The organism is Tahibacter harae, assembly GCF_024437735.1.
In the GTDB taxonomy this organism is placed as follows: Bacteria; Pseudomonadota; Gammaproteobacteria; order Xanthomonadales; family Rhodanobacteraceae; genus Tahibacter; species Tahibacter harae.
In genome coordinates this window covers 263,470-289,303 of the sequence record NZ_JANFQO010000002.1, presented here as the reverse complement: position 1 = coordinate 289,303, position 25,834 = coordinate 263,470, and the positions used below count along the sequence as shown (strand labels likewise).

General features: G+C 68.4%; 19 protein-coding genes. 10 read left to right on the top strand and 9 right to left on the bottom strand.

The annotated features are described in order from the left end of the window. Position 1 precedes the first annotated feature (1 nt). From pgaC to NM961_RS02770, 3 genes are all read left to right on the top strand, one after another. Positions 2 to 1,255: a poly-beta-1,6-N-acetyl-D-glucosamine synthase gene (pgaC, locus tag NM961_RS02780; protein ID WP_255911023.1), complete on the top strand. Its 1,254-nt coding sequence runs from the start codon at positions 2 to 4 to the stop codon at positions 1,253 to 1,255. After that, complete coding sequence (pgaD, locus tag NM961_RS02775; protein ID WP_255911021.1) at positions 1,252 to 1,851, top strand: poly-beta-1,6-N-acetyl-D-glucosamine biosynthesis protein PgaD; 600 nt, start codon at positions 1,252 to 1,254, stop codon at positions 1,849 to 1,851. Before pgaC ends, pgaD begins: the two co-directional genes overlap by 4 nt. 188 nt (positions 1,852 to 2,039) lie before the next feature. After that, the gene (locus tag NM961_RS02770; RefSeq protein ID WP_255911019.1) at positions 2,040 to 2,384 is read left to right on the top strand and encodes a hypothetical protein; all 345 of its coding nucleotides are present in this window, start codon (positions 2,040 to 2,042) and stop codon (positions 2,382 to 2,384) included. Between the two features lie 162 nt (positions 2,385 to 2,546). Here NM961_RS02770 and NM961_RS02765 read toward each other — a convergent pair whose 3' ends face one another. Then, positions 2,547 to 3,440, bottom strand: a complete 894-nt coding sequence (locus tag NM961_RS02765) for a dienelactone hydrolase family protein (protein WP_255911017.1) — start codon at positions 3,438 to 3,440, stop codon at positions 2,547 to 2,549. A 284-nt stretch (positions 3,441 to 3,724) separates the two neighbouring features. Continuing rightward, on the bottom strand, positions 3,725 to 5,521 hold the full coding sequence (locus tag NM961_RS02760) for an acyl-CoA dehydrogenase (RefSeq protein ID WP_255911015.1): 1,797 nt from the start codon (positions 5,519 to 5,521) through the stop codon (positions 3,725 to 3,727). 85 nt (positions 5,522 to 5,606) lie between these two features. Between NM961_RS02760 and NM961_RS02755 the strand changes: the two genes are divergently transcribed. Beyond that, the gene (locus NM961_RS02755; RefSeq protein WP_255911013.1) at positions 5,607 to 6,272 is read left to right on the top strand and encodes a QsdR family transcriptional regulator; all 666 of its coding nucleotides are present in this window, start codon (positions 5,607 to 5,609) and stop codon (positions 6,270 to 6,272) included. A gap of 66 nt (positions 6,273 to 6,338) precedes the next feature. Beyond that, positions 6,339 to 6,791 carry a thioredoxin TrxC gene (gene trxC, locus NM961_RS02750; RefSeq protein WP_255911011.1) on the top strand — a complete coding sequence of 151 codons (453 nt, stop codon included), beginning with the start codon at positions 6,339 to 6,341 and terminating at the stop codon, positions 6,789 to 6,791. 197 nt (positions 6,792 to 6,988) lie between these two features. On the opposite strand, the gene NM961_RS02745 is transcribed toward trxC, so the two are convergent. Further along, the gene (locus NM961_RS02745) at positions 6,989 to 7,498 is read right to left on the bottom strand and encodes a cupin domain-containing protein (protein WP_255911009.1); all 510 of its coding nucleotides are present in this window, start codon (positions 7,496 to 7,498) and stop codon (positions 6,989 to 6,991) included. 95 nt (positions 7,499 to 7,593) lie between these two features. Here NM961_RS02745 and NM961_RS02740 point away from each other — a divergent pair, with 95 nt between their 5' ends. After that, positions 7,594 to 8,481: a LysR family transcriptional regulator gene (locus tag NM961_RS02740; protein ID WP_255911007.1), complete on the top strand. Its 888-nt coding sequence runs from the start codon at positions 7,594 to 7,596 to the stop codon at positions 8,479 to 8,481. Here the strand turns inward: NM961_RS02740 and NM961_RS02735 are convergent. From NM961_RS02735 to NM961_RS02715, 5 genes are all read right to left on the bottom strand, one after another. Further along, positions 8,468 to 8,968 (bottom strand): GNAT family N-acetyltransferase, encoded by a 501-nt coding sequence (locus tag NM961_RS02735; RefSeq protein WP_255911006.1) that lies wholly within the window; start codon positions 8,966 to 8,968, stop codon positions 8,468 to 8,470. The two genes, NM961_RS02740 and NM961_RS02735, sit on opposite strands and share 14 nt — an antisense overlap. A gap of 72 nt (positions 8,969 to 9,040) precedes the next feature. After that, positions 9,041 to 10,267: a DUF1444 domain-containing protein gene (locus NM961_RS02730; RefSeq protein WP_255911005.1), complete on the bottom strand. Its 1,227-nt coding sequence runs from the start codon at positions 10,265 to 10,267 to the stop codon at positions 9,041 to 9,043. Positions 10,268 to 10,417: 150 nt separating this feature from the next. Next, positions 10,418 to 11,671 carry an MgtC/SapB family protein gene (locus NM961_RS02725; protein ID WP_255911004.1) on the bottom strand — a complete coding sequence of 418 codons (1,254 nt, stop codon included), beginning with the start codon at positions 11,669 to 11,671 and terminating at the stop codon, positions 10,418 to 10,420. Between the two features lie 287 nt (positions 11,672 to 11,958). Beyond that, complete coding sequence (locus NM961_RS02720) at positions 11,959 to 12,777, bottom strand: IclR family transcriptional regulator (RefSeq protein ID WP_255911002.1); 819 nt, start codon at positions 12,775 to 12,777, stop codon at positions 11,959 to 11,961. 4 nt (positions 12,778 to 12,781) lie between these two features. Next, on the bottom strand, positions 12,782 to 14,014 hold the full coding sequence (locus tag NM961_RS02715) for an acyl-CoA dehydrogenase family protein (protein WP_255911000.1): 1,233 nt from the start codon (positions 14,012 to 14,014) through the stop codon (positions 12,782 to 12,784). A 427-nt stretch (positions 14,015 to 14,441) separates the two neighbouring features. Between NM961_RS02715 and NM961_RS02710 the strand changes: the two genes are divergently transcribed. After that, complete coding sequence (locus tag NM961_RS02710) at positions 14,442 to 15,350, top strand: SDR family oxidoreductase (protein ID WP_255910997.1); 909 nt, start codon at positions 14,442 to 14,444, stop codon at positions 15,348 to 15,350. A 31-nt stretch (positions 15,351 to 15,381) separates the two neighbouring features. Here NM961_RS02710 and NM961_RS02705 read toward each other — a convergent pair whose 3' ends face one another. After that, a complete protein-coding gene (locus NM961_RS02705) occupies positions 15,382 to 16,983 on the bottom strand; it encodes a hypothetical protein (RefSeq protein WP_255910995.1) in 1,602 nt (533 codons plus the stop codon). A gap of 1,830 nt (positions 16,984 to 18,813) precedes the next feature. Between NM961_RS02705 and NM961_RS02700 the strand changes: the two genes are divergently transcribed. The 3 genes from NM961_RS02700 to NM961_RS02690 all read left to right on the top strand — a co-directional run bounded on the left by NM961_RS02700 (position 18,814) and on the right by NM961_RS02690 (position 25,725). Further along, on the top strand, positions 18,814 to 21,126 hold the full coding sequence (locus NM961_RS02700) for a M28 family peptidase (RefSeq protein ID WP_255910993.1): 2,313 nt from the start codon (positions 18,814 to 18,816) through the stop codon (positions 21,124 to 21,126). Positions 21,127 to 21,461: 335 nt separating this feature from the next. Further along, positions 21,462 to 22,358: a nicotianamine synthase family protein gene (locus NM961_RS02695; RefSeq protein WP_255910991.1), complete on the top strand. Its 897-nt coding sequence runs from the start codon at positions 21,462 to 21,464 to the stop codon at positions 22,356 to 22,358. A gap of 151 nt (positions 22,359 to 22,509) precedes the next feature. Continuing rightward, positions 22,510 to 25,725, top strand: a complete 3,216-nt coding sequence (locus NM961_RS02690; protein WP_255910989.1) for a non-ribosomal peptide synthetase — start codon at positions 22,510 to 22,512, stop codon at positions 25,723 to 25,725. Positions 25,726 to 25,834: the final 109 nt, after the last annotated feature.

Genomic DNA, 25,834 nt, shown 5'->3' with positions numbered 1-25,834 from the left:
CATGAGCACCCCCTTGCTGCCGCTGCTGCTGGGCTTTGCCTTCTTCTATCCGCTGCTGATGTCCTATATCTGGATCAGCGGCGGCATCCTCTACTACCTGCGCTGGGAGCGCGGCCATCCGCGCCGCGACCAGCCGCCGCAATTGCCGGCGTATCCGCTGGTCAGCCTGATCGTGCCCTGCCACAACGAGGGCGAGAACGTGCGCGAGACCATCCGCTACCTGGCGCAGCAGGACTATCCGAATATCGAGATCATCGCCGTCAACGATGGCTCCCGCGACGATACCGGCGAACAGCTGGACGCGCTGCTGCAGGAGTATCCGCAACTGCGCGTCATCCATTTCGCCAGCAACCAGGGCAAGTCCATGGGCCTGCGCATGGCGGCGCTGGCGTCGAATGCGGAATACCTGATCTGCATTGACGGCGACGCCTTGCTCGACCGCTATGCCACGCGCTGGATGATGCATCACCTGCTGAGCCAGCCGCGCGTGGGCGCGGTCACCGGCAATCCGCGCATACGCAACCGTTCTACGCTGCTGGGCAAGCTCCAGGTCGGCGAGTTCTCTTCCATCATCGGCCTGATCAAGCGCGCCCAGCGCGTCTACGGCCGGGTGTTCTGCGTTTCCGGCGTGATCGGCGCCTTCCGCAAGACCGCGCTGCACCGCGCGGGCTACTGGAGCACCGACATGATTACCGAGGACATAGACCTGACCTGGCGCCTGCAGCTGGATCACTGGTCGGTGCTGTACGAACCCAATGCCATGTGCTGGATTCTCATGCCGGAAACACTCAAGGGCCTGTGGCGGCAGCGCCTGCGCTGGGCCCAGGGCGGAGTGGAGGTGATCCTGCGCTACGCCCTGCCGCTGGCGCGCAACTGGCGTTCGCGGCGCATGTGGCCGGTGCTGGTGGAATACCTGCTCAGCCTGGTCTGGGCCTATGTCATGGCCGGCCTGGTGCTGCTCTGGCTGCTGGGCCAGGTCTTCACGCTGCCGCCGCAATGGAGCGTGCCCACGCTGCTGCCGCAGTGGCACGGCGTGATCCTGGGCGCGACCTGCCTGGCCCAGTTCGCCCTGAGCATGGCCATAGACCGGCGTTACGAGCCCGGCGTGGGCCGCAATTTCTACTGGATGATCTGGTACCCGATCGCCTACTGGTCGCTGAGCATGCTGACCTCGGTGGTGGCCCTGCCCAAGGCGCTGCTCAAGCGCCGCGGCACGCGCGCGGTATGGGTCAGTCCCGACCGGGGAATACGATGAACGACAGCGTGATGATTGCCGACGCGCCGGCGGCGGCGACCGGTTTCGGCGACGGCCTGATCATCTCGGCGCCGGAGCGCCAGAGCCTGGCCCAGCGCAGCCTCTACGCCAGCCTGACCGCATTCGCCTGGCTGGCCTGGATCTCGCTGTGGCTGCCGCTGATCACCCTGGCCGCCTGGTGCCTGGGGCTGGATCAGGCCTATGCCCAGGTCGTGCTGGCCAGCACCCAGGACGGCGCCGAGGCACTGGCCGGCCTGATGCGCGCCGCCGTGGTCTGCGCCGTCGCACTGTTCCTCTGGTCGGCCTACAACCAGCGCCGCTATGGCGGCCGCGACCGCCGCCGTGCCGTCGCCGAAGCCTGTCCGCAGGCCATCGCCGATTTCTTCGGCGCTACGCCGGTCGTCAGCCAGCGCCTGCGCAGCGCACGCCGCACCATACTGCATGTGGATCCCGGCGGCCGCCCGGTGCGCGCAGTGATTCCGCCGCCCGCGCTGCACGGAAAAGGCCTGCCGCACGGCAGCGACGACGAGCATGGCTACGATGCGCGGCCGCAGACGGTGGAGCATCCGGAGACATTGGCGGAGCTGCCGTCCTGAGGGATTGCTGGTGGGACCGATGCGTGGATCTGCGCGGTCGAAGGCGTCGATGATCCGTGCGGGCAGTCCCACTGTGTGCTTGCGGCCTGATGTCTGGAGCGCCCGGTCAGGCCGCGCTGGTGCCGTAGTCCCCGTGCCATGATGCTGCGACGCGGTTCGGATGGCCGCTGCGCGGGAGATGGGTCCAGATGATCTTTGCCGTCGCAACCGACGAGAAATCCTTGCATGTCTTCCCCACGGAGGCCGCAGCCGTGGCCTATTGCGAGGGCATCGATGTGCAGGCCGGCACGTGGCTGTTCTGGAATCGCTACGGTGTGGCGCTGCAGCCCGAGTTTCTCGCGCCAAACCAGCAGGGCCGGTTGTTCGTTGCCAGCGGTGCCTATCGGCTGGTGCCCGCTGCCGGCCCGGCGGCGTCGCTGGGCGAGAGGCTTGGCGGCATCGCGGTCATCGAGGGCAATCCGTATTTTTCATCGCTTGCGGCAATCGAGGCGCATCTTGCCGGTGCCGCCGCCGCATTTCGACACGGCGCTTGAGGGTATTTCGCGGCATCGCTGGGGGGATGTGGCGAGCGCTGGTGGATGCCGTTTCCGAGAGCAAGCCGGTTCGGGCATCGGGCAAACGCCAAAGCCGCACGGCGGATGCGCCGGGAGGATCCTGACGGATCCTCCCGGCTGCAGCGCGCGCGTTACGGCCGATCAGCCCAGTTGCTCGCGGAAAAACGCCACCGTCCTGTCCCAGGCCAGCCTGGCCGCGTCCTTGTCGTAGCGCGGCGTGGTGTCGTTGTTGAAACCGTGCTGGGTGCCGGCATAGGTATACGCCTGGAATTTCTTGCCGTGTTCTTTCAACGCGGCCTCGTAGGGCGGCCAGGTCGCGTTGACGCGGTCGTCCTTCTCGGCGAACTGCAGCAGTAGCGGGGCCTTGATCGCAGCCACGTCCTTGAGGTCCGGCGCCGGGCCGTAGAAGGGCACGGCGGCATCGAGTTCCGGCAGCTGGGTGGCGAGGTAATTCGTCATGCCGCCGCCGTAGCAGAAACCCACCACGCCGAGCTTGCCGTTGCCCTGCGGCAGGGCGGCCAGGCCCTTGGCGGCGGCGACCAGGTCGGCGCGGGTCCTGGTCTGGTCCAGCTGGCCGAACAGTTCGCGCGCCTTGTCCTCGTCGCCGGGATAGCCGCCGAGCGGGGCGAGCGCGTCCGGCGCGAATACGAGAAAGCCTTCCAGCGCGAGGCGGCGCGCAATGTCCTCGATATGCGGATTCAGGCCGCGGTTCTCGTGGATCACCAGCACCGCGCCGGGCCTGGATTTGGTTTTCGGCTTGGCCGTTTCGACGAGATAGCCCTGCACCTTGCCGTTGCCCGCGGGCGAGGGGAATTCCGTGCGCACGGCTTTCAGGCGGCCATCGTCGGGCTTGATCTGCTGCGCGGCGGCGAACTGCGGACTCAGCTGCTGCAGTATCAGCTCGGCTGTCAGCGCTCCGGTGGCGTACTGCGCGATCGCAACAAGAAAGCCGCGGCGGCTGAGCGCGCCATGCACATAGGCATCGAAATGCTGCAGGACTTCCGGGGCGAAATCGGCGCTGGTCTTGCGGTTCATGGCAGCTCTCCGGGTGATTGGCGGCAAGCGGCAAGCATGGCGCCGGCTTTGTCGCGGTTGCAATGCCTGCGCGCGGGCATTGCAACTGCATGCGCCGGGCTGTTGCATGGCCGGGCCGGACGGCGTGGCCGCGTATGCGCAGGGGATTCGCACCTTGCTTCATGAGCTGAAGAAGCAAGGCCGGGGAGCAGGGCGCTCTGGCGTGTCCGGATGCGCCCGCTGGAAAGCAGTATTGAAACAGCGTTTTGTGCGGATGCGAACGCAGGACGGCGGCAATCGCCGCTTCAGAACCAGCTGTCCCGCATCGCATACGCACTGTCATCCGCCCCGGCCACCAGCCGCGCCGACAGCGCGACCTGCGGCAATTCGGTGGCGAAGAAGAAGCGGCAGGCCTGTACCTTGCCCGTGTGGAAATCGGCATCGCCGCCGGCGGCCAATGCGCGGCGTGCGGCCAGGGCCATGCGCAGCCAGCCCCAGGCGACGACGACATGGCCCAGCAGGTGCAGGTAGTGCGCCGCATTGGCCAGTACCTCGCGCACTGCACCGGCTGCCATGCGTTTGGCGGCGGCCTGGGTGGTGTCGCGCACCAGGTTTGCGGCATCGCTCAATTGCACGGCCAGGCCGGCGAGTTCCGCATCCGCGGCGGCTTCGGCACAGGTTGCCGCGATGCGCTGCAGCAGTATGCGCAGGGCCTCGCCGTTGTCGAGCAGGGCCTTGCGGCCGAGCAGGTCCAGCGCCTGTATGCCGTTGGTGCCTTCGTGGATGGGGTTGATGCGGTTGTCGCGGTAGCACTGCTCCACCGGATAGTCGCGGGTATAGCCGTAGCCGCCGAACACCTGTATCGCCAGATCATTGGCGCGCAGGGCGTAGTCGGAATTCCAGGCTTTGACGATGGGCGTCAACAGTTCCAGCAGCAGGTGGCTCTGTTCGCGCACGGCCGCATCCGGGTCGTGCTGGCGGTCGACCAGCACGGCGGCGTCGTAGGCCAGCATCTGGCCGCCTTCGGCATAGCATTTCTGCTGCAGCAGCATGCGCCGCACATCCGCATGCTCGACCAGGGCGACGGCCGGCGTGGCCGGGTCTTTCTGGTCCGGATGGCGGCCCTGGCGGCGCTCGCGCGCATAGGCCAGCGCGTACTGGTAGCTGGCCGCGGCCTGCTGTATCGCGCTCAGGCCTACGCCTATGCGTTCCTCGTTCATCATGTGGAACATCTGCGCCAGGCCCTGGTGGGGCTGGCCGACCAGATAGCCGGCGCAGTCGCCGTTCTCGCCGAACTTGAGGAACGTGTTGACGCTGGCGCGCTGGCCCATCTTGTGGTTCAGCCCGGCCAGGCGCACGTCGTTGCGCGCGCCGCGCGTGCCGTCGGCATTGACGCGCCAGCGCGGCACGATGAACAGGCTGATGCCGCGCACGCCGGCCGGCGCGCCTTCGATGCGTGCCAGCACCAGGTGGACGATGTTCTCGCCCAGCTCGTGGTCGCCGGCGGAGATCCACATTTTCGCACCGCTGATGCGGTAGCTGCCGTCGGCCTGGAGGCGCGCGCTGGTCTTCAGGTCGGCCAGGGACGAGCCGGCCTGGGGCTCGGACAGGCACATGGTGCCGAAATAGCGCCCGTCGAGGATGGGCTGCATGTACAGCCGCTTCTGTTCCTCGCTGGCGTAGACCTCCAGCAGGTTGGCCGCGGCGCGGGCCAGGGTGGGGTAGGCGATGGTGCCGGGATTGGCGGTGCAGAACAGGCCGTCGCAGGCGGCGGTGACGACGAAGGGCAGCTGCATGCCGCCGCGGCCGCCGTCGGCCAGTGCCGCCATGAAGCCAGCCTCGCAGAAGGCACTCACGGCCTCGCCGATCTCGGCGATCAACTGCACCTTGCCGTCGATCATCTGCGGCTCGACCAGGTCGCCCTTGCGGTTGTGCGGCAGGAATTTTTCCAGCGCGATCTGCTGGGCCAGGTCCAGCGCGGCGGTGAAGGTCTCGCGGCCGTGCTCGGCGAAGCGCGGATAGCGGCACAGCGCAGTCACGTCGAGCACATCGTGCAGCAGGAAATCGAGGTGGCGGCGGTCGATGATCTGGCTGGTCTGCATGGCGCGGCGCCGTGGTCGGGAATGAGTCATTGATACTGCAATGACTCATCTGGCGTCAATCGGCGCCGCTGACTATGATCCGGCCATGCCGTCCGCATCCGCCCGCAAGTCCACCCGCCTGGCCCAGGCCCTGGCCGCCGCCCCGGCGCCGCGCGCCGGCCCGCTGGATCTGTTCGGGCTGGCCCAGCGGCGCTGGCGCCAGGGCGGGCGCATCGACGTGGGCGCGCTGGCGGCCGAGCTGGGCATAGGCCGCGCCACCGCGTTCCGCTGGGTGGGCAGCCGCGACGCGCTGCTGGGGGAAATCCTCTGGGCCCAGTGCGATGCGCAGATGCGCCGCGCCGCGGCGGCGCAGCGCGGCCAGGGCCACGGTCCGGCCCGGGTCGGCGCAATCTGCGCCAGCGCCATGCGCTCCATCGTGCGTTCCGCGCCGCTGCGCCGCTTCCTGCGCGAGGACACGGAACAGGCGCTGCGCCTGCTCACCTCCAAGCAGGGCCCGGTACAGGCGCGCGCCATCGCCCGCGTGCGCGAGCTGCTGGAATCCGAAGCCGCGCGCGGCGCGCTGCAACTGCCGATAGAGGCGAATACGCTGGCCTATCTGGTCGTGCGCCTGTGCGAATCCTTCCTCTATGCCGAGGCCATCAGCGACCAGCGCGTGGACCTGGCCGACGCCGCGCTGGCGGTGGAACTGCTGCTGTCCGGCCGCGTGGCCGCGCCGCCGGCGCGGCGCAAAGCTGCGGCCAGGCCGGCTTGAACTGCCTGCGCGCGCCTACACCTGGTTCTGCAGCATTGCCGCCATCTTCCGTCCTCCAGGTTCCCCATGACCGCCACCGCCGACGCCCTGCTGATCGCCTGTCCGCACTGCCACAAGCTCAACCGCCTTCCGGCGCAGCGCCTGGCCGACCGGCCGGCCTGCGGCCAGTGCAAGCAGCCCCTGTTCAGCGGCGCGCCGTTCGCGCTGACCCAGGCGAATTTCGACGTCCACGCCGGCCGCGCGCAATTGCCTTTGCTGGTGGATTTCTGGGCGCCTTGGTGCGGGCCCTGCCTGAGCATGGCGCCGGCCTATGCCGCCGCCGCGCGCGAGCTGGAGCCGCGCGTGCATGCGGCCAAGGTCGATACCGAAGCCGAACCCGGCCTGGGCGCGCGCTTCAATATCCGCAGCATTCCCACGCTGGCGCTGTTCGTGGGCGGCCGCGAGATCGCGCGGCAGTCCGGCGCGATGCCGGCGGCGGATATCCTGCGCTGGGTGGGGATGCAGCTGCGCGCTGTCTGATTCACGTTCGACAGGCGCCCGCTCCCAGGCGCAGGACGCGCTCCGGGAGCAGGGCGGTTGTGAGGCGGGATTTAAGCAAGGTGCGACTGGCTTGACGTTCGCGGGCCGCGTTGAATTTTCGGCGGATAATTCAAGCTGGGAGGCGGGCCGATCGGCGCGTTGTACCGCCCCAGGCCGGGCGGCTTGCATTGGCCGGTTCAGCTTTCCTCCGCCAGCGCCCAGTAATCGCCGCGCCGGTCCAGCCGTCCCAGGAACTCGAAGCCTGCCTCGCCCGGCACGCCGGCCTGCGCGCGGAACTGCTGCGTGTCCGGGTATTCGACGATATCCGGCGAAGCATTCGTGCCTATGGCCAGGTAGCGCAGCTCGACGCTGCCCGAGTTATGGATCTGGTGCGCCGTCTCCGGCCCGCCCGCGGGACAGGCGATGAAATCGCCGGCGCGGATTGGATACGTGTGTTCGCCGTGGCGCAGTTCGCCGGCGCCTTCCAGCACGTAGAAGACCTCGTCGCTGGCGCGGTGCGAATGGAACGGAAAAGCGCGCTTGCCCGGCGCCAGCGCGACCAGATTGGCACCGAGCCGGTGGCTGCCGAGCAGGCTGCCCAGCCGGGCTACGCGCGGGGCGTAGTGTTCGGCGGCGGCGCCAGTCGGGGCGTAGGGCGGCGGCAGCGGGGCGGGTTCGGTATCGGCAAGGTTGATGATGGGGCGCATGGTGGTCGCTCGGTGGGAAGGCCGCGATGTTGCCGGGCGGGCCGGTGAAATGAAATTATCGGTCTCCGTCGGGTGACTAGACAGATTTGATCAGTATGAGCAGCCCCGACTGGGACGATCAGCGCACCTTGCTCGCCGTACTGCGCGAGGGCAGCCTGCTGGGTGCGGCGCGCGCGCTGGCGCTGAGCCAGCCCACGGTGCGGCGCCGCATCGAAGCGCTGGAGGCGGCCCTGGGCCTGGTCCTGTTCAACCGCAGCGCTGCCGCGGTCGTGCCGACCCAGCAGGCGCTGGAGCTGCGCCCGCACCTGGAAGCGATGGAACGCGCCGCGCTGGCGTTCCAGCGCGGTGCCAGTGCCGATGCCGCGGCCCTGGCCGGCCGCGTGCGCGTGACCAGCAGCGAACTGCTCGGCGTGGAGTTGCTGCCGCTGCTGCTGGCGCCCCTGCGCGAACGCCATGCCGCCCTGGAGCTGGAGCTGTCGCTGTCGGACCGGCTGGAAGACCTGATCGAGCACGAGGCCGATATCGCCCTGCGCAGCGCGCGCCCCGAACACGAGGCCCTGATCGCCCGGCGCGTGGGCAGCAGCCGGATCGGCCTGTACGCCGCGCCGGCGCTGATCGGACGCCTGGGCGCGCCGCCGGTGCTGGCGGCGCTGGGCGAGTGGCCGCTGATTATTCCGGACCGCGCCGCAAAGGACCTGGCCGTGCTGGCGGCGCACGGCCATCCCGGCACCCAGGGGCAGGCCGGACTGCGCGCCGACAGCCATCTCGCTCAGCTCGCGGCGGTGAAGGCCGGCCTGGGCATAGGCCCCTGCCACGCGCCGATCGCGCGGCGCCACGGGCTGGTGCCGGTGCTGCAGGACGGCTTCGGTTTCGAGCGGGAACTGTGGCTGGCGATGCCGGAGAGCCTGCGCAAGGTCCGCCGCGTCGCGGTCGTTTTCCGGCATCTGGCCGAGGCGGCGGCGCGTTTCCTCAGCCCGGCTTAGGCGCGGGCGCCGCGCGCAGGTCCAGTTCCAGATAGGACGTGCCCGCGACCGGGTTATGCCGGTACGGCGCGATCTCGCGGAAACCCAGGCCGGCATAAAGGCGGCGCGCGGCGTGCATGTCGGGCAGGGTATCCAGGCGCAGGCTGGCATAGCCGGCGCCGCGGGCGAAGGCGATGGCCGCTTCGCTCAGTGCCAGGCCCAGTCCGTGACCGCGGCCGGCCTCGCGCACGTACAGGCGCTTGAGTTCGGCCACCGCCGGCTGCTGCAGCGGCCGCACCGCGACGCAGCCCACGGCCGCGCCGTCCAGCCGCGCCAGCAGCAGCGTGCCGCCGGGAGCGGCATAGGCGCCGGGCAGGCCGGCGAGTTCCTGCGGGAAGCCCTGGAAATCCAGGTCGATGCCGAGGCTGGCGGCGTATTCCTCGAACAGCACGCGGACTTCGGCGAGACCGGCGATGTCCTCGATAGGTGCAATGTGTATTTTGCTCATCTGTTTAAAAATGACCAGGAGTTGCGGGGCGTGGCGGGCGCGGGCCTGTTGCAGCATCGGCGGCCTGGCATTTCAGCCATTCCAGCGCAATGCCTGCAGCGCCTGCCATTGCTCGTCGTCGGGAAATCCAGTGACCCGCACGCGCGGCGGCAGCAGCGGCGGCGTCGTTCCGTACTGCTGCAGCAGGGGAGCGAGCTTGTCCCGGGACACCAGCACGAAATCGTTCCCGGCGCCGTCCGCATCCCGGTTCAGCGCGACCAGGTCGGTCTGCGGCAGCAGGGTGGGCACGCCGCGCGTCCAGACGCACCAGCTCTGCTGCTGCCCGGGCTGTTCGCGCAGCTCCAGCAGCTGCATGTTGGCCACGAAGACGTCCTCGCCGGTGTGTTCGTGCAGGGCGTCCAGCAGCGGCTTCTGGCTGGCGTAGCAACCGATCAGGGCCTGCCGGCGCAGGTTGCCCAGGGCTTCGCCCACGGGCGGAGGCAGCGCCGGGTCCGCGGCATCCAGGGCCTGCCATTCCTCGCCGCGGCGCCGGCAGGGCAGGAAGGACAGCGGCCAGGGCAGGGTCTCGCGCGCTTCGGCCGCCGCGGCAATCAGGGCCAGCATCGCCCGCGGCGATGCGCCGTCGGCGGCCAGCAGCACGCCGCGATTGCTGGCGATGCAGACCGGGTCGGCGAACGGCAGCGCCGCAATGACGCGCGGCAGCAGCATCAGCGATTCTTCGTACGAGGCCTCGGACGCGAGCTGGTATACGCCGTCGTCGCGCTGCACCCAGCTCGCACGCGGCAGGGTGGCCAGATTGGCCAGCGCAGTCTCGCGCAGTTGTGCGTCGGACTGTCCCCAGGTCCCGGCCAGTTCGCGGTCGACATAGCTCAGGTGCTCGCCGAAATCGTAGACCAGCTGCACGCAGAGGTCGCCGGCCAGCGGCCAGCTCAGCTCCGCGCGCGGCGTTTTCCCTGTGCTGCGCAATTCCAGTTCGAACAGGGCGGCGAGGTAGGCCGAGCGCACCACCGGATAGATCCGCGGCGCGGCCAGCGGCCACAGTTTCTGCGGACGGACTTCCAGCTGGCGTGCAATGGCGATGTATTTCCGCAGCAGCTGGCGCCGCTGGGCAAAGCCGGCGTTGTGGTACTCCTTGCGGATGTTGCCCAGATTGACTTGCAGGGACGAAGGGTGGACCAGCTGGTCCTCGGCTTCGTCCAGGCGCCAGCCCGGCATTCCGGCGCCGGCGAGTTCGGCGATGAGGCGGCGGGCGAAGCGGCGGCGGCGCCAGTCCTCGAACCATTGCAGCAGGCTTGGCATACGGACTCCCGGAGGAAACTTTGGCACGCCCGGCGTTCGTTTCCGCCGGAGCACGATCGTCGATGATGCAACAAATCACGCGGCGACCGCCGGAATGGTTTGAGCCGTGCCCGTTATGCAGGCCGCCGCCGCCGCTGCGGCTCTGCCGATTCAGCCCGCCGCCGGCATCAGCACCACCGCCAGCACCAGCGCGGCATTGATCAGCGCCACGCCCAGCACCACCGGCAGCGCGTAGGCGCGGCCGGCTGCGCCGGCGGCGAAGCATTTGACCAGGGAATTGGTGGTGAACGCGGCGGCCAGCGCCCATGCGGCTTCATGGGCGGCGATATTGCCGGTGCCGACCAACTGGCCCAGCGAGATCGCCGCCGCATGCACGTCGGCCAGCCCGGCCGCGGCGGCCGCGGCCAGCACGCCGCCGTCGCCGATGAAATGCTGCAGCACGCGCGACAGGATCAGCGCGCCGGCGATCACCGCGGCGAAGAGCAGCGCCTGGCGCAGTTCAAACGGCCGGCCCTGCACGGCCTGGTCGCCGGTTCCGTCCTGGCCGCGGCCGCGCCACACGAACCAGGCCGCCACCAGCATTGCCGCCACGCCGGCTGCGGCCAGCGGCCAGGCCAGGCGCTGCAGCAGGGGCGGGGCGATCGCGAACAGGATGGCGGCCAGCTGCACCACGGTGGCGACGCAGGACAGCAGCCCGGCCGCGACGCAGCCCGGCAGCAGACGCGCATCCGCATTGGCGCGCTGGCCCATGCCGGCGATGGTCGCCGCGCTGGAGACGAAGCCGCCCAGCAGGCCGGCCAGGGCCAGGCCGCGGCCGCTGCCGAGGATGCGCAGGGCGATGTAGCCCAGCGCGTTGATGCTCATGACCAGCACCACGTACAGCCACAGCTTGCGCGGATTGAGCACGGCCCAGGGATCGACGGCCCGGTCCGGCAGCAGCGGCAGCACGATCAGGGCCGAGGCGGCCAGCAGCAGCGCGTCGTTGAGTTCGCGTTCGCTGAGCACCTGACGGGTGAAGCGGTGCAGCACGGTCTTGCTCTGCAGCACCACGGCCAGGCCGACGAACAGGCCGGCAGCGAACTGCGGACTGTTCTGCGCCAGGGCGCCCAGCAGGAAGGTGGCGAGCAGGGCCAGTTCGGTGACCACGCCCGGATCGTGTTCCACGCTGTGCCAGTACGAGGTCACCACCATCGCGATCACGCCGGCGCCGGCGACGGCCAGGGCAACGGGACCCAGCAGCATGGCCACGGCGCCGGCCAGGGCGGCGACGGTGAAGCTGCGCACGCCGGCGGGTTCGCGCTCGGGCCTGGCCGCCTTCTCGCGCTCGCGTCCCACGCCGACCAGCAGGCCGCCGCCCAGTGCAGCGATCAGGCCGAACAGCTGTTGCGCACCGACGTCGTCCATGGTTTCTGCCCGCAGCGTAGCGATGGTGGCGATACTAGCGCGGACGCGCGCGGCGGCGGTGGATCGCAGCGGTTGCTGCGTGGGCGTGCCGCACCGCACAGGCGTGCATCGTTTCCGCGTATCGGACAACGCTTCGCGTCGTCATGCGCTGGTTCGCGCCGGCAGCATCGCGCGAATCCATCTGCGGCGGCGCCGCGGGATCGCCGTGCCGCGCGCGGGCGTTGCCGGCTGCGCTGTGCGGCGAGGTTCGTTTCGTCGACCGCCTCCTTTGTCGAAGCCTTTGCCGCTCAGAACCGTCCCTGCGTCAGCGTGAACACGCTGTTGCGCAGCGCCACCAGTTTCGGACCGATCTCGTGCAGCAGTTTCTCTCGCGTCATCAGCCCGACGCGGCCGCTGCAATTGAAGGCGAGTACACGGCTGCGGTCGGCCGAGACCATGGCCACGCCGACGGCGAACACGTCGGGGTTCCAGTCGCCCAGGGAAAAACAGAAGCCGTAGTTTTCGTAGTCGGCGCGTGCGCGCAGCAGGCCGGCGTGGATGCGCGGCCAGGCGGCGGGTTCGCAGTCGCGCTGCAGTTCGGCCAGGCGCGAATCGAACACGGCCTGGGGACGCGCAGCCAGGTCGGCGCGGCCCAGCGCGGTGGACCCGTGCGGTACGCGCGCGCCGGGCTGCAATTGCAGCGCGAAGGTGGCATCGCCCTGGCAGATTTCCAGCAGCACCATGCGCAGGCCGTCGGCGGCGCCGAGCATCACCGCGGCCTGGGTCTGTGCGGCCAGTTCGCGCATCAGCGGCCGGGCCAGGCTGACCACGTCGTTGTTCTTCATGAAGGCGTGGCCCAGGCTGAGCACGGCCGTGCCCAGGGCGTATTTCTCGTGTTCGGCGGAATAGCTCAGATACCCCAGTGCCGCCAGGGTGAAGGTGAGGCGCGACACCGTCGCCTTGGGCAGGCCGGTGCGGCGCGCGATGTCCTGGTTGCCCAGATACGGTTCGCCGTGCTCGAAACAGCGCAGCACGGAAAACGCGCGCGCCACCGCGCTGACGAACTGCGGGTGCGCGGTGTCGATGCCGCGGCTGAAGGTGTCGCTGGCGCGGCGCGGATTGCCCATCGCCTCAGTCCGCCGCGCGCGCGGCGTAGCGCGCGAGTTCCAGCTTGGCGATGGTTGCGCGGTGCACTTCGTCCGGGCCGTCGGCCAGGCGCAGCGAGCGTGCGCCGGCATAGGCCGCGGCCAGCGGGAAATCGGCGCTGACGCCGGCCGCGCCATGGGCCTGTATGGCCCAGTCGATGATCTGCACGGCCATGTTCGGCGCCACCACCTTGATCATCGCGATCTCGCTGCGCGCGGCCTTGTTGCCGACCTTGTCCATGGCGTCGGCGGCCTTGAGCGTGAGCAGGCGTGCCTGCTCGATCAGGCAGCGCGCCTCGGCGATGCGTTCGTGCCAGATCGAATACTCCGCCAGCGGCCGGCCGAAGGCGACGCGGCTGCTGACGCGGCGGCACAGCAGTTCCAGCGCGGCCTCGGCCAAGCCTATGCTGCGCATGCAGTGATGGATGCGGCCCGGGCCCAGGCGGCCCTGGGCGATCTCGAAGCCGCGGCCTTCGCCGAGCAGGATGTTTTCCGCCGGCACGCGCACGTCGATCAGGTCTATGTCCATATGGCCGTGCGGCGCGTCGTCGTAGCCGAAAACGCTGCAGGGCCGGCGCACGTGTATGCCGGGCGTATCGGCCGGCACCAGCAGCATGGACTGCTGCCGGTGCGCGGGCGCATCCACGTCGGTCTTGCCCATGACGATGTACACCGCGCAGCGCGGATCGCCGGCGCCGGAGGAAAACCACTTGCGTCCGTTGATCACATAGCTGTCGCCATCGCGGCGGATGGAACACTGGATATTGGTCGCGTCGGAGGAGGCGACATCCGGCTCGGTCATCAGGAAGGCCGAGCGGATCTCGCCGGCCAGCAGCGGCGCCAGCCAGCGCGCCTGCTGCGCCGGTGTGCCGTAGCGCTCCAGCACTTCCATGTTGCCGGTATCCGGCGCCGAGCAGTTGAATACCTCGGCCGACCAGGGCACCCGGCCCATGATTTCGCACAGGGGCGCATATTCCAGATTGCTAAGGCCCTGCGGCGCGTGCGCCGAGCGCGGCAGGAACAGGTTCCACCAGCCGCGCTCGCGCGCTTTCTGCTTGAGTTCCTCGACCACGGCGCTGGCCTGCCAGGGATTGCCTGCGGTGCGCTGGGCCTGAGCCTCGGCGGCATGGCGCGCTTCGGCAGGATGGATGAATTCATCGAAGAACGCGGTCAGTTCGCGGCGCAGGCCTTCGACCTTGGCGCTGTAGCTGAAGTCCATGCGGGGCTCCGGGGTGAGGTGAGAACGAATTCCGTCAGGCGGAACTTGTGTGGCGGTATTGGCGAAATGCTAGGCGTGGCCGTGTCGTGGGTGCAAGAGCGTACAGCCGCTGCCAGTGCCTGTTTCTGCGCACATCTCGGACTTGATCGGCGTACCGGTGCTGGCTAGAGTGGGTTCGTATCGCGAAATTTAGTTCCGCTGTACGAAACTTGTTGCGTCGCGATAAAGCCGGGCATCGGACAGATCCATGGCGATGCCGGCCGGCGGAATGCGCGGCGCTGGAGTAATTAGTGAATTAATGGACAAATTATAAGCGGCGCACCGCTGCGGGCGATCTGCAATCGCCATATCGTCCCGCAGCGGTTCGCTCTGCCGGCAAGCACATTCCTGGCCAGATCCTGGCCGCGCACGGAGGAAATACCACGGTATGAGCAGCAACGATTCGCAAGGCAAGGTCGCCGTCATTACCGGCGCGGGCATGGGCTTCGGCCGCGAATTCGCGCTGCTCGCCGCCCGCCGCGGCATGCGCCTGGTGCTGGCCGATATCCAGCGCGACGCGCTCAATGCCACGCTGGTCGATGTGCAGGAACTCGGCGCCGAGGCCGTGACCCAGGTCGTCGACGTGGCCGACGGCGACCAGGTCGAGGCGCTGGCGGTCACCGCGCAGCAGCGCTACGGCGTGGTGCATACGGTGTTCAACAACGCCGGCGTCGGCTGCGGCGGGCTGATCTGGGAAAACACCCGGCGCGACTGGGAATGGACCCTGGGCGTGAATCTCTGGGGCGTGATCCACGGCGTGCGCGCCTTCGTGCCGCGCATGCTGGAAGCGGCGCAGGCCGATCCGGCCTATCGCGGCCATGTGGTGAATACCGCGTCCATGGCCGGCCTGATCAATCCGCCGCTGACGGGCGTCTATAACGCGAGCAAGCATGCGGTGGTTTCGCTCAGCGAGACCCTGCATCACGACCTGGCGCTGGTGACGCAGCAGGTGCGCTGCTCGGTGCTGTGTCCTTACTACGTACCCACCGGCATCCATGCCTCGCACCGCAACCGCCCGGCCAGCCGGGCCAACGACCGCTCGGCCACGCAATCGCAGCGCGTCGCTCATGCGATGATCGAGAAGGCGGTCACCTCGGGCAAGGTCAGCGCGGCCGATGTGGCGCGCATGACCTTCGAGGCCATCGACGAGGGCCGCTTCTATATCGTTTCGCACCCGCAGTCCCTGGCCAGCGTGCAGCAGCGCGCCGAAGACATCGCCGCGCTGCGCGATCCCACTGATCCGCTTGGCGCGCGCGACGGACTGCGTGAGTCGCTGATCGAATCCCTGCGCCGTTGAACTGGCGGGTGCGGTGCCTGGGCGCCGCCACTCAGGGCCGCGCAGCCTCCTGCCGCTGCAGCGATAGCAGGGCCAGCAGCGCGGCCAGCACCGCATAGGCCGCACTGAATTGCAGGTTGATGGTCTGGGCCAGTCCGCTCAGCTGCCAGGGCAGATGCAGGCCGCCGCGCGCATCCACCGAATGGATGACGCCGAACAGGGTGAAGCCCGCGGCGACCAGAAGAATCAGCGCAGCGCGGCGCAGGCGCGCGTCGATCATCGCCGCCACCGCCGCTGTCCACAGCATGGCGGTGATGATGAAGCCATTGCCCAGGGTCTTGATCACCGCCAGTTCGGGCAGGCCATGGCCATCCAGCGTAGTGGCGAGTTCGTTGAATTTTTCCGGAGAAATCCAGGCGGGATTGCCCAGCTTGATGGACAGCATGTAGGCCACCGAGGGCAGGAAGCCCAGCACCATCGCCGCCGCGTGCTGCCGCGGCGTGGCCTCGAAAGCCTGGGTAGTGATGTCGATGGCGACGTAGACGATGATGGGCGCGAGCACCGCCAGCGGCAGCCACTGCACCAGGCTGGAAACCACGCCCAGCATGCCGCCCAGGCCGATGAACAGGCCGGTGAGCAGGGTATAGCCATGACGTGCGCCCATATGCTTGTAGGCCGGCTGGCCGATATACGGCGTGGTCTGCGCCACGCCGCCGCAGAAGCCGGCGACGAGAGTGGACAGCGCCTCGGTCAGCAGGATGTCGCGCGTGGAGTAATCATCCCCGGCGGCGCGCGCGCTCTCGCTGACATTGATGCCGCCGACCACCATCAGCAGGCCGAAAGGCAATAGCAGCGGCAGATACGGCAGGGTAGCCGGCAGGCCGTCGATGAAACCGAGGTTGGGCCAGGGCAGGGCAGGCTGCCAGTGCACCGCCGCCGGCAGCTGGAAACCCGGAGCACCGAGACCGGCCAGGCCCAGCCCGTAATACAGCGCCGTGCCGAACAGGAACACCAGCGGCACGCCGGGCAGGCGCAGCGGCAGCCGGCCCTTGGCCACCAGCACATACAGCAGCAGTCCCAGGGTGACGAAGCCCGCGACCGGCGCGCGCAGCGCCTCGATCAGCGGGAACAACCCCATCAGCACCAGCGCGATGCCGGCGATGGAGCCGAGCAGCGCTGCCCGCGGCAGCACGCGCGTGACCCAGTCGCCGGTGAAGGCGAGCAGGAATTTCCATACGCCCATCACCACCAGCGAAGCCATGCCCAGCTGCCAGGTCGCGATTGCCGCGGCCTGTGCGTCCAGTCCCGCGGCCTTGCCGGCGAGGAAGGACGGCCCCAGCACCAGCAGGGCCATGCCGATCGAGGTCGGCGCGTCCAGGCCCAGCGGCATCGCTGTCACGTCCTCGCGGCCGCTGCGCGCGGCCAGCCGCCGTGCCATCGCGGTATAGATCAGGTTGCCGATCAGCACGCCCAATGCGGTGCCGGGGAACATGCGCTGGAATACGACATCGGCGGGGAAACCGAAAATGCCGATCAGTGCCGCGGCGATGAAGCTGAGTATGGTGAGGTTGTCAACGACCAGGCCGAAGAAGCCGTTGAAATCCCCGCTCACGAACCAACGTTGCGGCGCGGCGCCGGATGCCCGTGTTGCCATGGCTGCCCCTGTATCGATCGGTGCCGCGTGCCTGCCGGGGCCCCCGGCGGCGTGGCGGTGCGCGGCAACGATACCTGAAGCCGGGCTGCCGGCGGTGACAGGCGACTGCTTTTCGGGACTGCGCGGCCGCTGGGCGGGCACCTGCGCTTGGGCGCGTGCGCCGCGGTGGGGCGGTGTGCGGATGGGTAATGCGTCAGCGTGACGTGCTGCTGGCCGTCCTGCACCGTGCCGTGCGTGACAGCGCACGCAAAAAAGGCCGCTGGTGCGGCCGGTCCGGAGAATCCGTCTGTACAGGAAACCGCCCCGGCACAGGCTCGGGGCGGGGGAATCGCTGGTGCTGGAAGCTCAGCGCTTGGCGCGGCTCTGCAGGGCGCTGCGGAGGCGGGCTTTGCGGCGGCGGGCGCGGGCGGTCTTCATGAGCAGGTCCTCGATGGGTATGTGGACCGGCGATTGTCGCACAGTCGGCGCGCCTCGTGCCCGCCAGATGCGGCGGCAGGCGGTGCGCACGGCCGGAGCGCGCTGCCGCTGCCGTTCCGGCGCGCCTGACGGTGGCTGGTGCGGCCGGCCGCCGCCGCGGAGCGCGGCAGTATGCGGGCGGACGCTTCCTGCGGCGTGATCCCCTTGCCGCGTTGCAAGGGTTGCGCAGCGGCGCCGGCCTGCATGGTCGCCGCCGTGGGTCCGTACTGGCGCGTGCGAAGAAGGCGCGAACGGCTGGTCCCGGCGTCCGCGGAAATTTTCCCGCGATGATCGCGTGAGGCTTGCGCGCCGCGTGCGGCGCAGCGCCGGCTGCCGGCTGTATCCGCGTGCGGGAAGCCGCAGCGCGCGCGGTGTGGCCGCCGGGTGCCGCGGTATTCCCGATATTTTTTAATCGATTATTGCACTACACGATTTTCTTCCTGCGTGCTGACAGCAATGCGCATCGGATGTCGTCTTCAGTGGGGCGAGGCCCGTGTACGACGTCGTTGCGGCAGCTTGTCAAGCCTTTCGCTGCGTCGTCTGCGCGAGGCGTCGGATTGCCGGACGAGAAAAAAATCTTTTCAGAAAATCCGCCAGATAAATCAACGGTCGAATTTTTTCATGGAAAAGTTTCGGGTAATCAGTCGATTGCAATTGAGTTTCAGAAACTGAAAGTGCGTTCCATGCCGTGCCGCATTGAACAAAATATAGTCAATTGCCGGCTGTCTAAATCAGGAAATGTATATATAGAGTTAATATCAAAATGCTTGACGCGGGTGACCTGTTTGCGACTACTATCCCAATTGCCCAGCACCTACAGCTCGCGGCTCGTTCCGTTTTCAAGCGAACCGGTGTTACAGGTTCACTGTCGATCGCGGAGTCTGCGCGGGAAGCCGGCAAGTCCAGGGGGGCAGCCGGTTTTCGGGTAGTTCCAAGTAATGGAAATTCATGCTGTTCGCTCGCGCCGGCGCGATGTGAAGGGATGCGGCTTGCCTGCGTGTGGGCTGCCGTCCCGGATCTGTCTGCGTCGCGGCGCCCGAACGCAACGGATTGCGGAAAGGGAAAGATCTGCGTAATGGATTATTGCGATCATCGGCGGGCTGGCCCTGCGACAGGCAGGGCGATGGAGCGTGCGGCCACGCTGTTGCGCGGGCGTTTTGCACCCGTCGCGCCGCGCTGCGCATGCGGCCGTTGCATCCGTCTGCGCGATCTCAGGCCATGAGCCGCTGCCCGCGTAGAAAGCTCCACATCGCCGCGGCGCCGTCCGGGGCCCGGCGCCGGCAGGTTTCATCCGGCCATTGGCATCCTGAACAACACAGCCGCTGCGGGCGCAAGCTGCGGCCGCAGCCCGAAAGGAATCAGGGGTAGGTATAGATGTCCGAGATGCTGCAGAATAAATCCTGGTTCGGCCGCACCCTGCTTGCGGTGATCGTCCTGCTGGTACTCGCCGCCGCGTTGGTCCGCTGGCGGCTGGATCCGGTGACGCCGCTGGGTGCCGATGCGCCAGCCGAGGTGTTTTCCGCCGGCCGCGCCGTGCAGGTGCTGGGCAGGCTGCTCGGCGATCAACGGCCGCATCCGGTCGACAGCAGCGCCAATCGCGCAGTGCAGCAGCGCATCAGCGAAACCCTGCAGGGACTGGGCTATACAGTCGATGTGCAGGACACAACTTCCTGCCGCAGCTATGGCCTGCTTACCTGCGCGCGCGTACGCAACCTCGTCGCGGTGCATGAAGGCAGCGCCAAGGGCAAGGCGATACTGCTGTCGGCGCACTACGATTCCGTCGCTGCCGGTCCCGGCGCCAGCGACGCCGGTTCGGCCGTCGCGGCGCTGCTGGAGATCGCGCGTCTGCTCAAGCAGGCGCCGGCCGGGAAGAATTCCGTCGTGCTGTTGTTCAACGAAGGCGAGGAGATCGCGCTGCTCGGTGCCGATGCCTTCGCCGCGCGCCATCCGCTGGCCAGGGACATCGCCCTGGCCATCAACATCGAGGCGCGCGGTACCTCCGGCCAGAGCGTGATGTTCGAGACCGGCGACAGCAGCGGCTGGCTGGTCGATGCGCTGGCGTCCACCGCGCGCCGACCGCTGACCAATTCGCTGCTGTACGAAGTCTACCGGCTGATGCCCAACGATACCGACCTGACGGTGTTCAAGGCGCGTGGACTGCAGGGCCTGAATTTCGCCCATGGCGAGCAGCTGCCCTACTACCACACGCCCAGGGACAATCTGCAGGAACTCAACCCCGGCAGCGTGCAGCAGCACGGCGACAACGTCTACGGCCTGGTGCAGGCGTTGCGCAACGCGGACCTGTCGCAGCAGCCCGCCGGCAACCGCGTCTACACCGATATTCTCGGCCTGACCTTGCTGCACTGGCCGGTTTCATCCACCCTGCCCATCGCCGCGGTGCTGCTGCTTGCGTTCGTGTTCGCAAGCTGGCGCCTCAAGCGGCGCTACGGCTACACCGCCGGCAGCGCGTTGCGCGGCTTTCTGAGCTTCCCGCTGTCGCTGCTGGCTGGTGCCGGCGCGGCGTACCTGCTGATCTGGCTGCTGTCGCTGGTCAACGGCAGCCTCACCACCTGGCACAGTTCGGTCCTGGCCAATCGCGTGCTGCTGTGGAGCGCAGTGTTGCTGGCTGTTTTCCTGTGCGGCCGCCTGCTCGCCCGGCGTGCGAACCCGCTGGGCTTCTGGGTTGGCCTGGCGCTGGCCTGGCTGGTGATGGGCGTGGTGTCGGCGCTGACCCTGCCAGGCCTGAGCTACCTGTTCATTCTGCCCTCGTCTGTGCTCGTGATCGCCGCGCTGGTCGTGCCGCACCTCGATGGCGGCGCGCGCGCTGCCGGCCTGTCTGCGCTGTTCTGGGTTCCGGCCCTGGCTGCCTTCATCGTGGTCTTCCCGACCGTTTTCCTGGTCGAGATCATGATCGGCTTCAGGGCCCTGGCCGGCGTGCTCGGCATGGCGGCGTTCGTCGCTCTGGCGGCGACCTTCATCGCGCCGCTGGCCGTCGATGGCGACGGTTCGCGCCGCCTGCGCTACCTCAGCCTTGCCGCAGCCGCCGTCGTGATCGTCAGCGCGGTCGCCTCGATCCTTGCGCCGGCCTACGGTCCGCGCAGCCCGCAGGCGGTCAACGTGGTCTATGTGCAGGATCAGGCCGGCACTGCCCGCCTGTTGGCCGGTACCGAATACCGCATGCCGCCCGCCGCAGTACGCCAGGCGCTGGGCCCGCAGGCGGCGCTGGAAAAGGTACTGCCCTGGGTCGGCATGCGCTTTCATGCCGCGCCGGTCGCTGCGGCGGCACTGGCGCCGGCGAAGCTCACGCTGCTGACCGAGGAAGCGCAGGGCGAAGGCCGCAGGCTCACCGCGCGCATCGATGCCGGTGCCGACGTGCAGAGTGTGGTGCTGCTGCTGCCGCGCAGCGCCGGACTCAAGGCCATCGAGATGGACGGCCAGCGCGTGGAATACAAGGAACGCTTCTCCGAGGCGGGCGACTACAAGGCGTTCGTCTGCCGCGGCGAATCCTGCGACGGCAGGCAGCTGCTGCTGGAGTTGAGCGGCAAGGCGCCGCAGGCCGGCTTGCTCGTGCGCATGAGCGCCGGCGTGCCGGAAGCGGGCAGGGCAGTGGTACAGGCGCGCGATGCCAATGCGATCGCCCAGGGTGATGGCGACCAGAGCTACGTCATCAGCGAAATCAGTCTGTAGCAGGAGGGGTTCCGCACGGCTGAGGCGGCGCAGAAAAATAGTTCAGTGGATTTTGTAACACTTTGCCGTTGTCCGTCGTTACACATGTGGCTGGGCAACTTGCCCGTGTCGGAGAGGCGGGAAAGGTCCGGGAGCGTCCCGCGCCCCGGCCGGCTTCCGGGCAGGGCGCAGCGAGGGGCCGCCCCTGTACAGGGCGGAGCACGGCGGGGTCCGGATGACCCGGTTGCGACAGGGATCGGCCGCCGCGGCGGCCGGTGAACCACTTACGGGCTGTTGCCGCGTTGGCGAATAGCCACACAAGCCAATGATGGCAGGTATGCAGAAGGAGATACGGAGTGCACGCTGATATGTGGGAAGCAGGCAGCCTCGACGAGGTGCTCGACGGCGGCGATTCGCCGCAGGCGAAACTGGAGCACATCCTGCACTGCAAGTCGCCGTTCCACGCGCATGTCGACAAGGCGGCGGAGTTCATCCGCAGCAATCGCGGGCTGATCGACAGCCCCCGACATAATTTCGCGATCCTGGATCCGCTCATTGAGAACATCGAATCGCGCATCTTTTTCGCCCGCGAAGCCGACGAGCTGGCCTTCAGCGTCAAGCACGACCGCGACAGCCTGAAGCTGCTCAACGACGCCTATTGTTCCTGGGAAACCGCGTTGGAACAGATCTTCGCCAAGCGCCTGTGCAGCGGCAGCGCCAGTTCGCTGCACGACTACCGCCTGAACAAGCGCTTCCAGCGCCTGCTGCAGCGCGAAACCTCGCTGCTGCGCGGCAAGAACCCGCGCCGCGCGCTCTTCATAGGTTCCGGGCCGTTCCCGATCAGTGCGATCTGGCTGCATCGCAACCTCGGCATCCCGGTCGACGGCCTGGACGTGTCGCTGGACGCGGTCGAACGCTCGCGCGAGCTGATCGACAAGCTGGGACTGTCCGGTTCCATCGGCATCATCCACGAGGACTCGCGCAGCTACAACGTCTCCGAATACGACGTGATTATCGTCGCGCTGCTGGCCAAGCCCAAGCAACTAATTCTGGAGAATATCCATAGTTCCGCCAAGGACAGCTGCGAAATCATCTGCCGGACTTCGTTCGGTCTGCGCAGCGTCATCTACGAACCCACCCTGGTCACGCACGAGATCCTGGAACGGTTCTCCATCGAGGACGCACGCATCGTCACCGGCAGCACCGACGACACGATCTCCTCGCTGTTGCTGAAGAAGCTGCCCGCCGCCTAGGTCGCTTGCGCCGCTACCGCTGTCTGCAGGGCCGGGCCGCTTTCATCCCGGAGGGGCCGTTCTGGCCTTCGCAACCGCAGCGGCAGGCGTCAGGACCCTTGCGATGCGCACCGAGCCTACGCTCAACCGCCACCGGCAGGGATGCGACCCAGTGTCGCAGTTCGCCGGGGAACTTGTGGAAGTGGAAACCGCCATGCTGGAACTGACATCGACGCAGCGCGACATCTACCTCGAAGGCAAGCTCTTCGGCGGAGTCGTCAACAACATCGGCGGCTACCAGAAATATTTCTGCGCCATCGACCAGGACCGCTTCCGCCGCGCGCGCGAATGGCTGCTGCGCGGCAACGACGCCTACCGCCTGCGCTTCCACGAGAGCGGCGGCGCCTGCCGGCCCTGGCTGTCGGAAGCGGCACCGCCGGCGCTGGCGCTGATCGACTGCAGCGGCGAAGCTGCGCCGGCGGCGTTCGCGCTGGACTGGATCCGCGCGCAGTTCGAACAGCCCTTCGCCGATCTCGGCGCCGCGGTGTTCCAGGACGCGCTGCTCAAGATCGGTGCGCAGGAATACTGGTACTACGCCAAGGCGCACCACCTGATCATGGACGGCTGGGGCTTCGCCCTGCAGATGCGGCGATTCCTCGGCCTGTACGCCGCCCTGGCCGACGCCGATGCAAGCGCCGAACCGGCCCTGCCGGCCAGTCCTTCCTTCGTCGACTACATGCGCGCGCAGGCCGGCTACGCCGGCAGCGGCGCGGCCGCAGATAGCCGCGGCTACTGGCTGCAGCAGTTCGACAGCGTGCCCCCGGCGCTGTTCGCGCCGCAGGGCGCGGCCGGCGCCGTGCCGCGCAGCCAGCGCACCAGCCTGGTGCTCGCGCCCGAGCTGTTCCAGGCGCTGCAGGCCCTGGCCCGGCGCGCCGGCGCGCATGTGGTATCGGTGTTCTATGCCGCGCTGTATGTCTATTTCTCGCGCACCAGCGGAAATGAAGATCTGGTCATCTGCTCGCCGGTACATAACCGCCGCGGCGCGGCCGAGAAGGACATCATCGGCTCCCTGGTCAACGTCAATCCACTGCGCCTGCGCGCGGCGGCCGATGTCACTTTCCTCGCCCTGGTGCAGGGTATTGCCCAGACGCAGAAGCGCGATTTCCGCCACAGCCGCTTCCCATTCGGCGACCTGCTGCGTGGCCTGCGCGATCAGATCGCCGCGGCGGGCGGACAGTTCCACCAGCTTGCCTTCAACTACCAGAAGCTGGATTTCCAGCTCAGCGTCGACGGCCGCGCCACCGAAACCCACTATCTGCAGCACCAGCACGAGAAGGTGCCGCTGACCTTCGTGCTGTGCGAATACGGCGACGGCCAGGATGTGGTGCTGCATCTGGACTATCGCCCCGACTACTTCGACGCCGGCGAGGCCGAGCGCACGCTGGCGCGCGTGCATGGCCTGCTGCGGCAGGCGGCGGCGGATGCAGCGCAGACCATCGATACCTGCGACCTGCTCGCGCCCGGCGAATGGCTGCAGCAGTCGCAGCAGTGGAACGGCACCGCGTTGCCGCTGCAGGACATCTGCCTGCACGAATTCTTCGAGCGTCAGGCTGGGCGCACGCCGCAGCGCACCGCGCTGGTCTGCGGCGGGCGCCGCCTGAGCTATGCCGAACTGGACGCACAGGCCAGTCGCCTGGCGCAGCAGCTGGTCGCCGCCGGCGCCGGCCCGGATGGCTTCGTCGGCGTCTGTCATGGCCGCACGCCGGAGCTGCTGGTCGCGCTGCTGGCAGTGCTGAAGGCCGGCGCGGCCTATGTACCGGTGGATCCGGCCTATCCGCCGGCGCGCGTGCAGTACATCCTGGAGGATTCCCGGGTCGGCATCGTGCTGGTCGATGCCGCCGGCCGCGCAGCGCTGGGCGCGAGCGGCCATGCCTGCATCGATGTAGCGGAATTTCTCGCGCGGGAGGATGTGCCGGTTGCGGCGCCGCCGCCGCCGACCAGGGCGGCGCCGGGCAATCTCGCCTACGTGATTTACACCTCGGGCTCCACCGGCCGGCCCAAGGGCGTGCTGATCGAACACGGTAATGCCTCGGCCTTTGTGCAGTGGGCTCTGACGGTCTATGCCGAGGACGAGTTGCGCGCCGTGCTGGCCGGCACCTCGATCTGCTTCGATCTGTCGATCTTCGAGCTGTTCGTGCCGCTGGCGGCCGGCGGCTGCGTGGTGCTGGCCGACAACGTGCTCGCCCTGCGTGACGGCGTGGCGGAAGAAGTCTCGCTGCTCAATACGGTGCCTTCTGCCGCACGCTCGCTGTTGCAGGCTGGCGCGATCCCGGCGTCGGTGCGCTGTATCAATCTGGCCGGCGAACTGCTGCGCCAGGAATTGGTCGAGGCGCTGTACGCCGGCACCCGCGCGGCGAAGGTTTACGACCTGTACGGTCCGTCGGAAGACACGACCTATTCCACCTTCGTGCTGCGCCGGTGCGGCGGCGCCGAATCCATAGGCCGGCCCATTGCCAATACCCGCGCCTATGTGCTGGACGGTGCTGGCAATCCGCTGCCTACCGGCCTGGCCGGCGAACTGTGTATCGGCGGCGCCGGGTTGGCGCGCGGCTATCTGAACCAGCCGGCGCTGACGCAGGAAAAATTCGTCTTCAACCGGCATGCGGGCGAGCGCGTTTACCGCACCGGCGACCTGGTGCGCTTCGCCGCCGACGGCGAGCTGCGTTACCTCGGTCGTGCGGACAGCCAGGTCAAGATTCGCGGTTTCCGGGTCGAGCTGGGCGAGATCGAAAGCTGCCTCGCGCGCCATCCGCAGATCGCCGGCTGTGCGGTGCTCGCGCGCGAGGACGTGGGCGAGGCGGGCAAGACGCTGGTCGCCTACCTCGTGCCGTGCCAGCCCGGCGCCGGCGAGCGCTGGCGCGATCTGGTGGAGTCGGTGAACCAGCTCCTTGCCGCGCAACTGCCGGGCTACATGCTGCCCGCGCTGTTCGTGCAATTGACCGAGCTGCCGCTGACGCCCAACGGCAAGCTCGATCGCAACGCGCTGCCGCAGCCGGACATTGCCCACGGCCGGCGCAGCGAATACGTCGCGCCGCGCACGCCGGAGGAACGGCGCGTGGCCGCGCAGTGGAGCGCCGTGTTGCGCCGCGACGGTATCGGCGTACGCGACGATTTCTTCGCCCTCGGCGGGGATTCGCTGCTGCTGATGCGCCTGGGGGCGGGGCTGGAGGCGGAGTTCGGCGTGACGCTGGACCTGTCTCACCTGTTCGCCAACGCAACCATAGAAACACAGGCCGCCCTGCTGCTGCGGCAGGACAGCCACCGCGCCGTCATGGCCGCGGTCGCGCTGGCCGCGGAGGGGCAGGGCGGCAGCCATCTGGTGCTCTAGGGAAGGTCGCAACTCAACCACGCGGCGCCGGGCCTGCGCCTGCCTGCCGGGACGAAACGCAAATTCCAGGCAACGCGCCGCGTCACTCACACTCAGCGGACTGAATCCA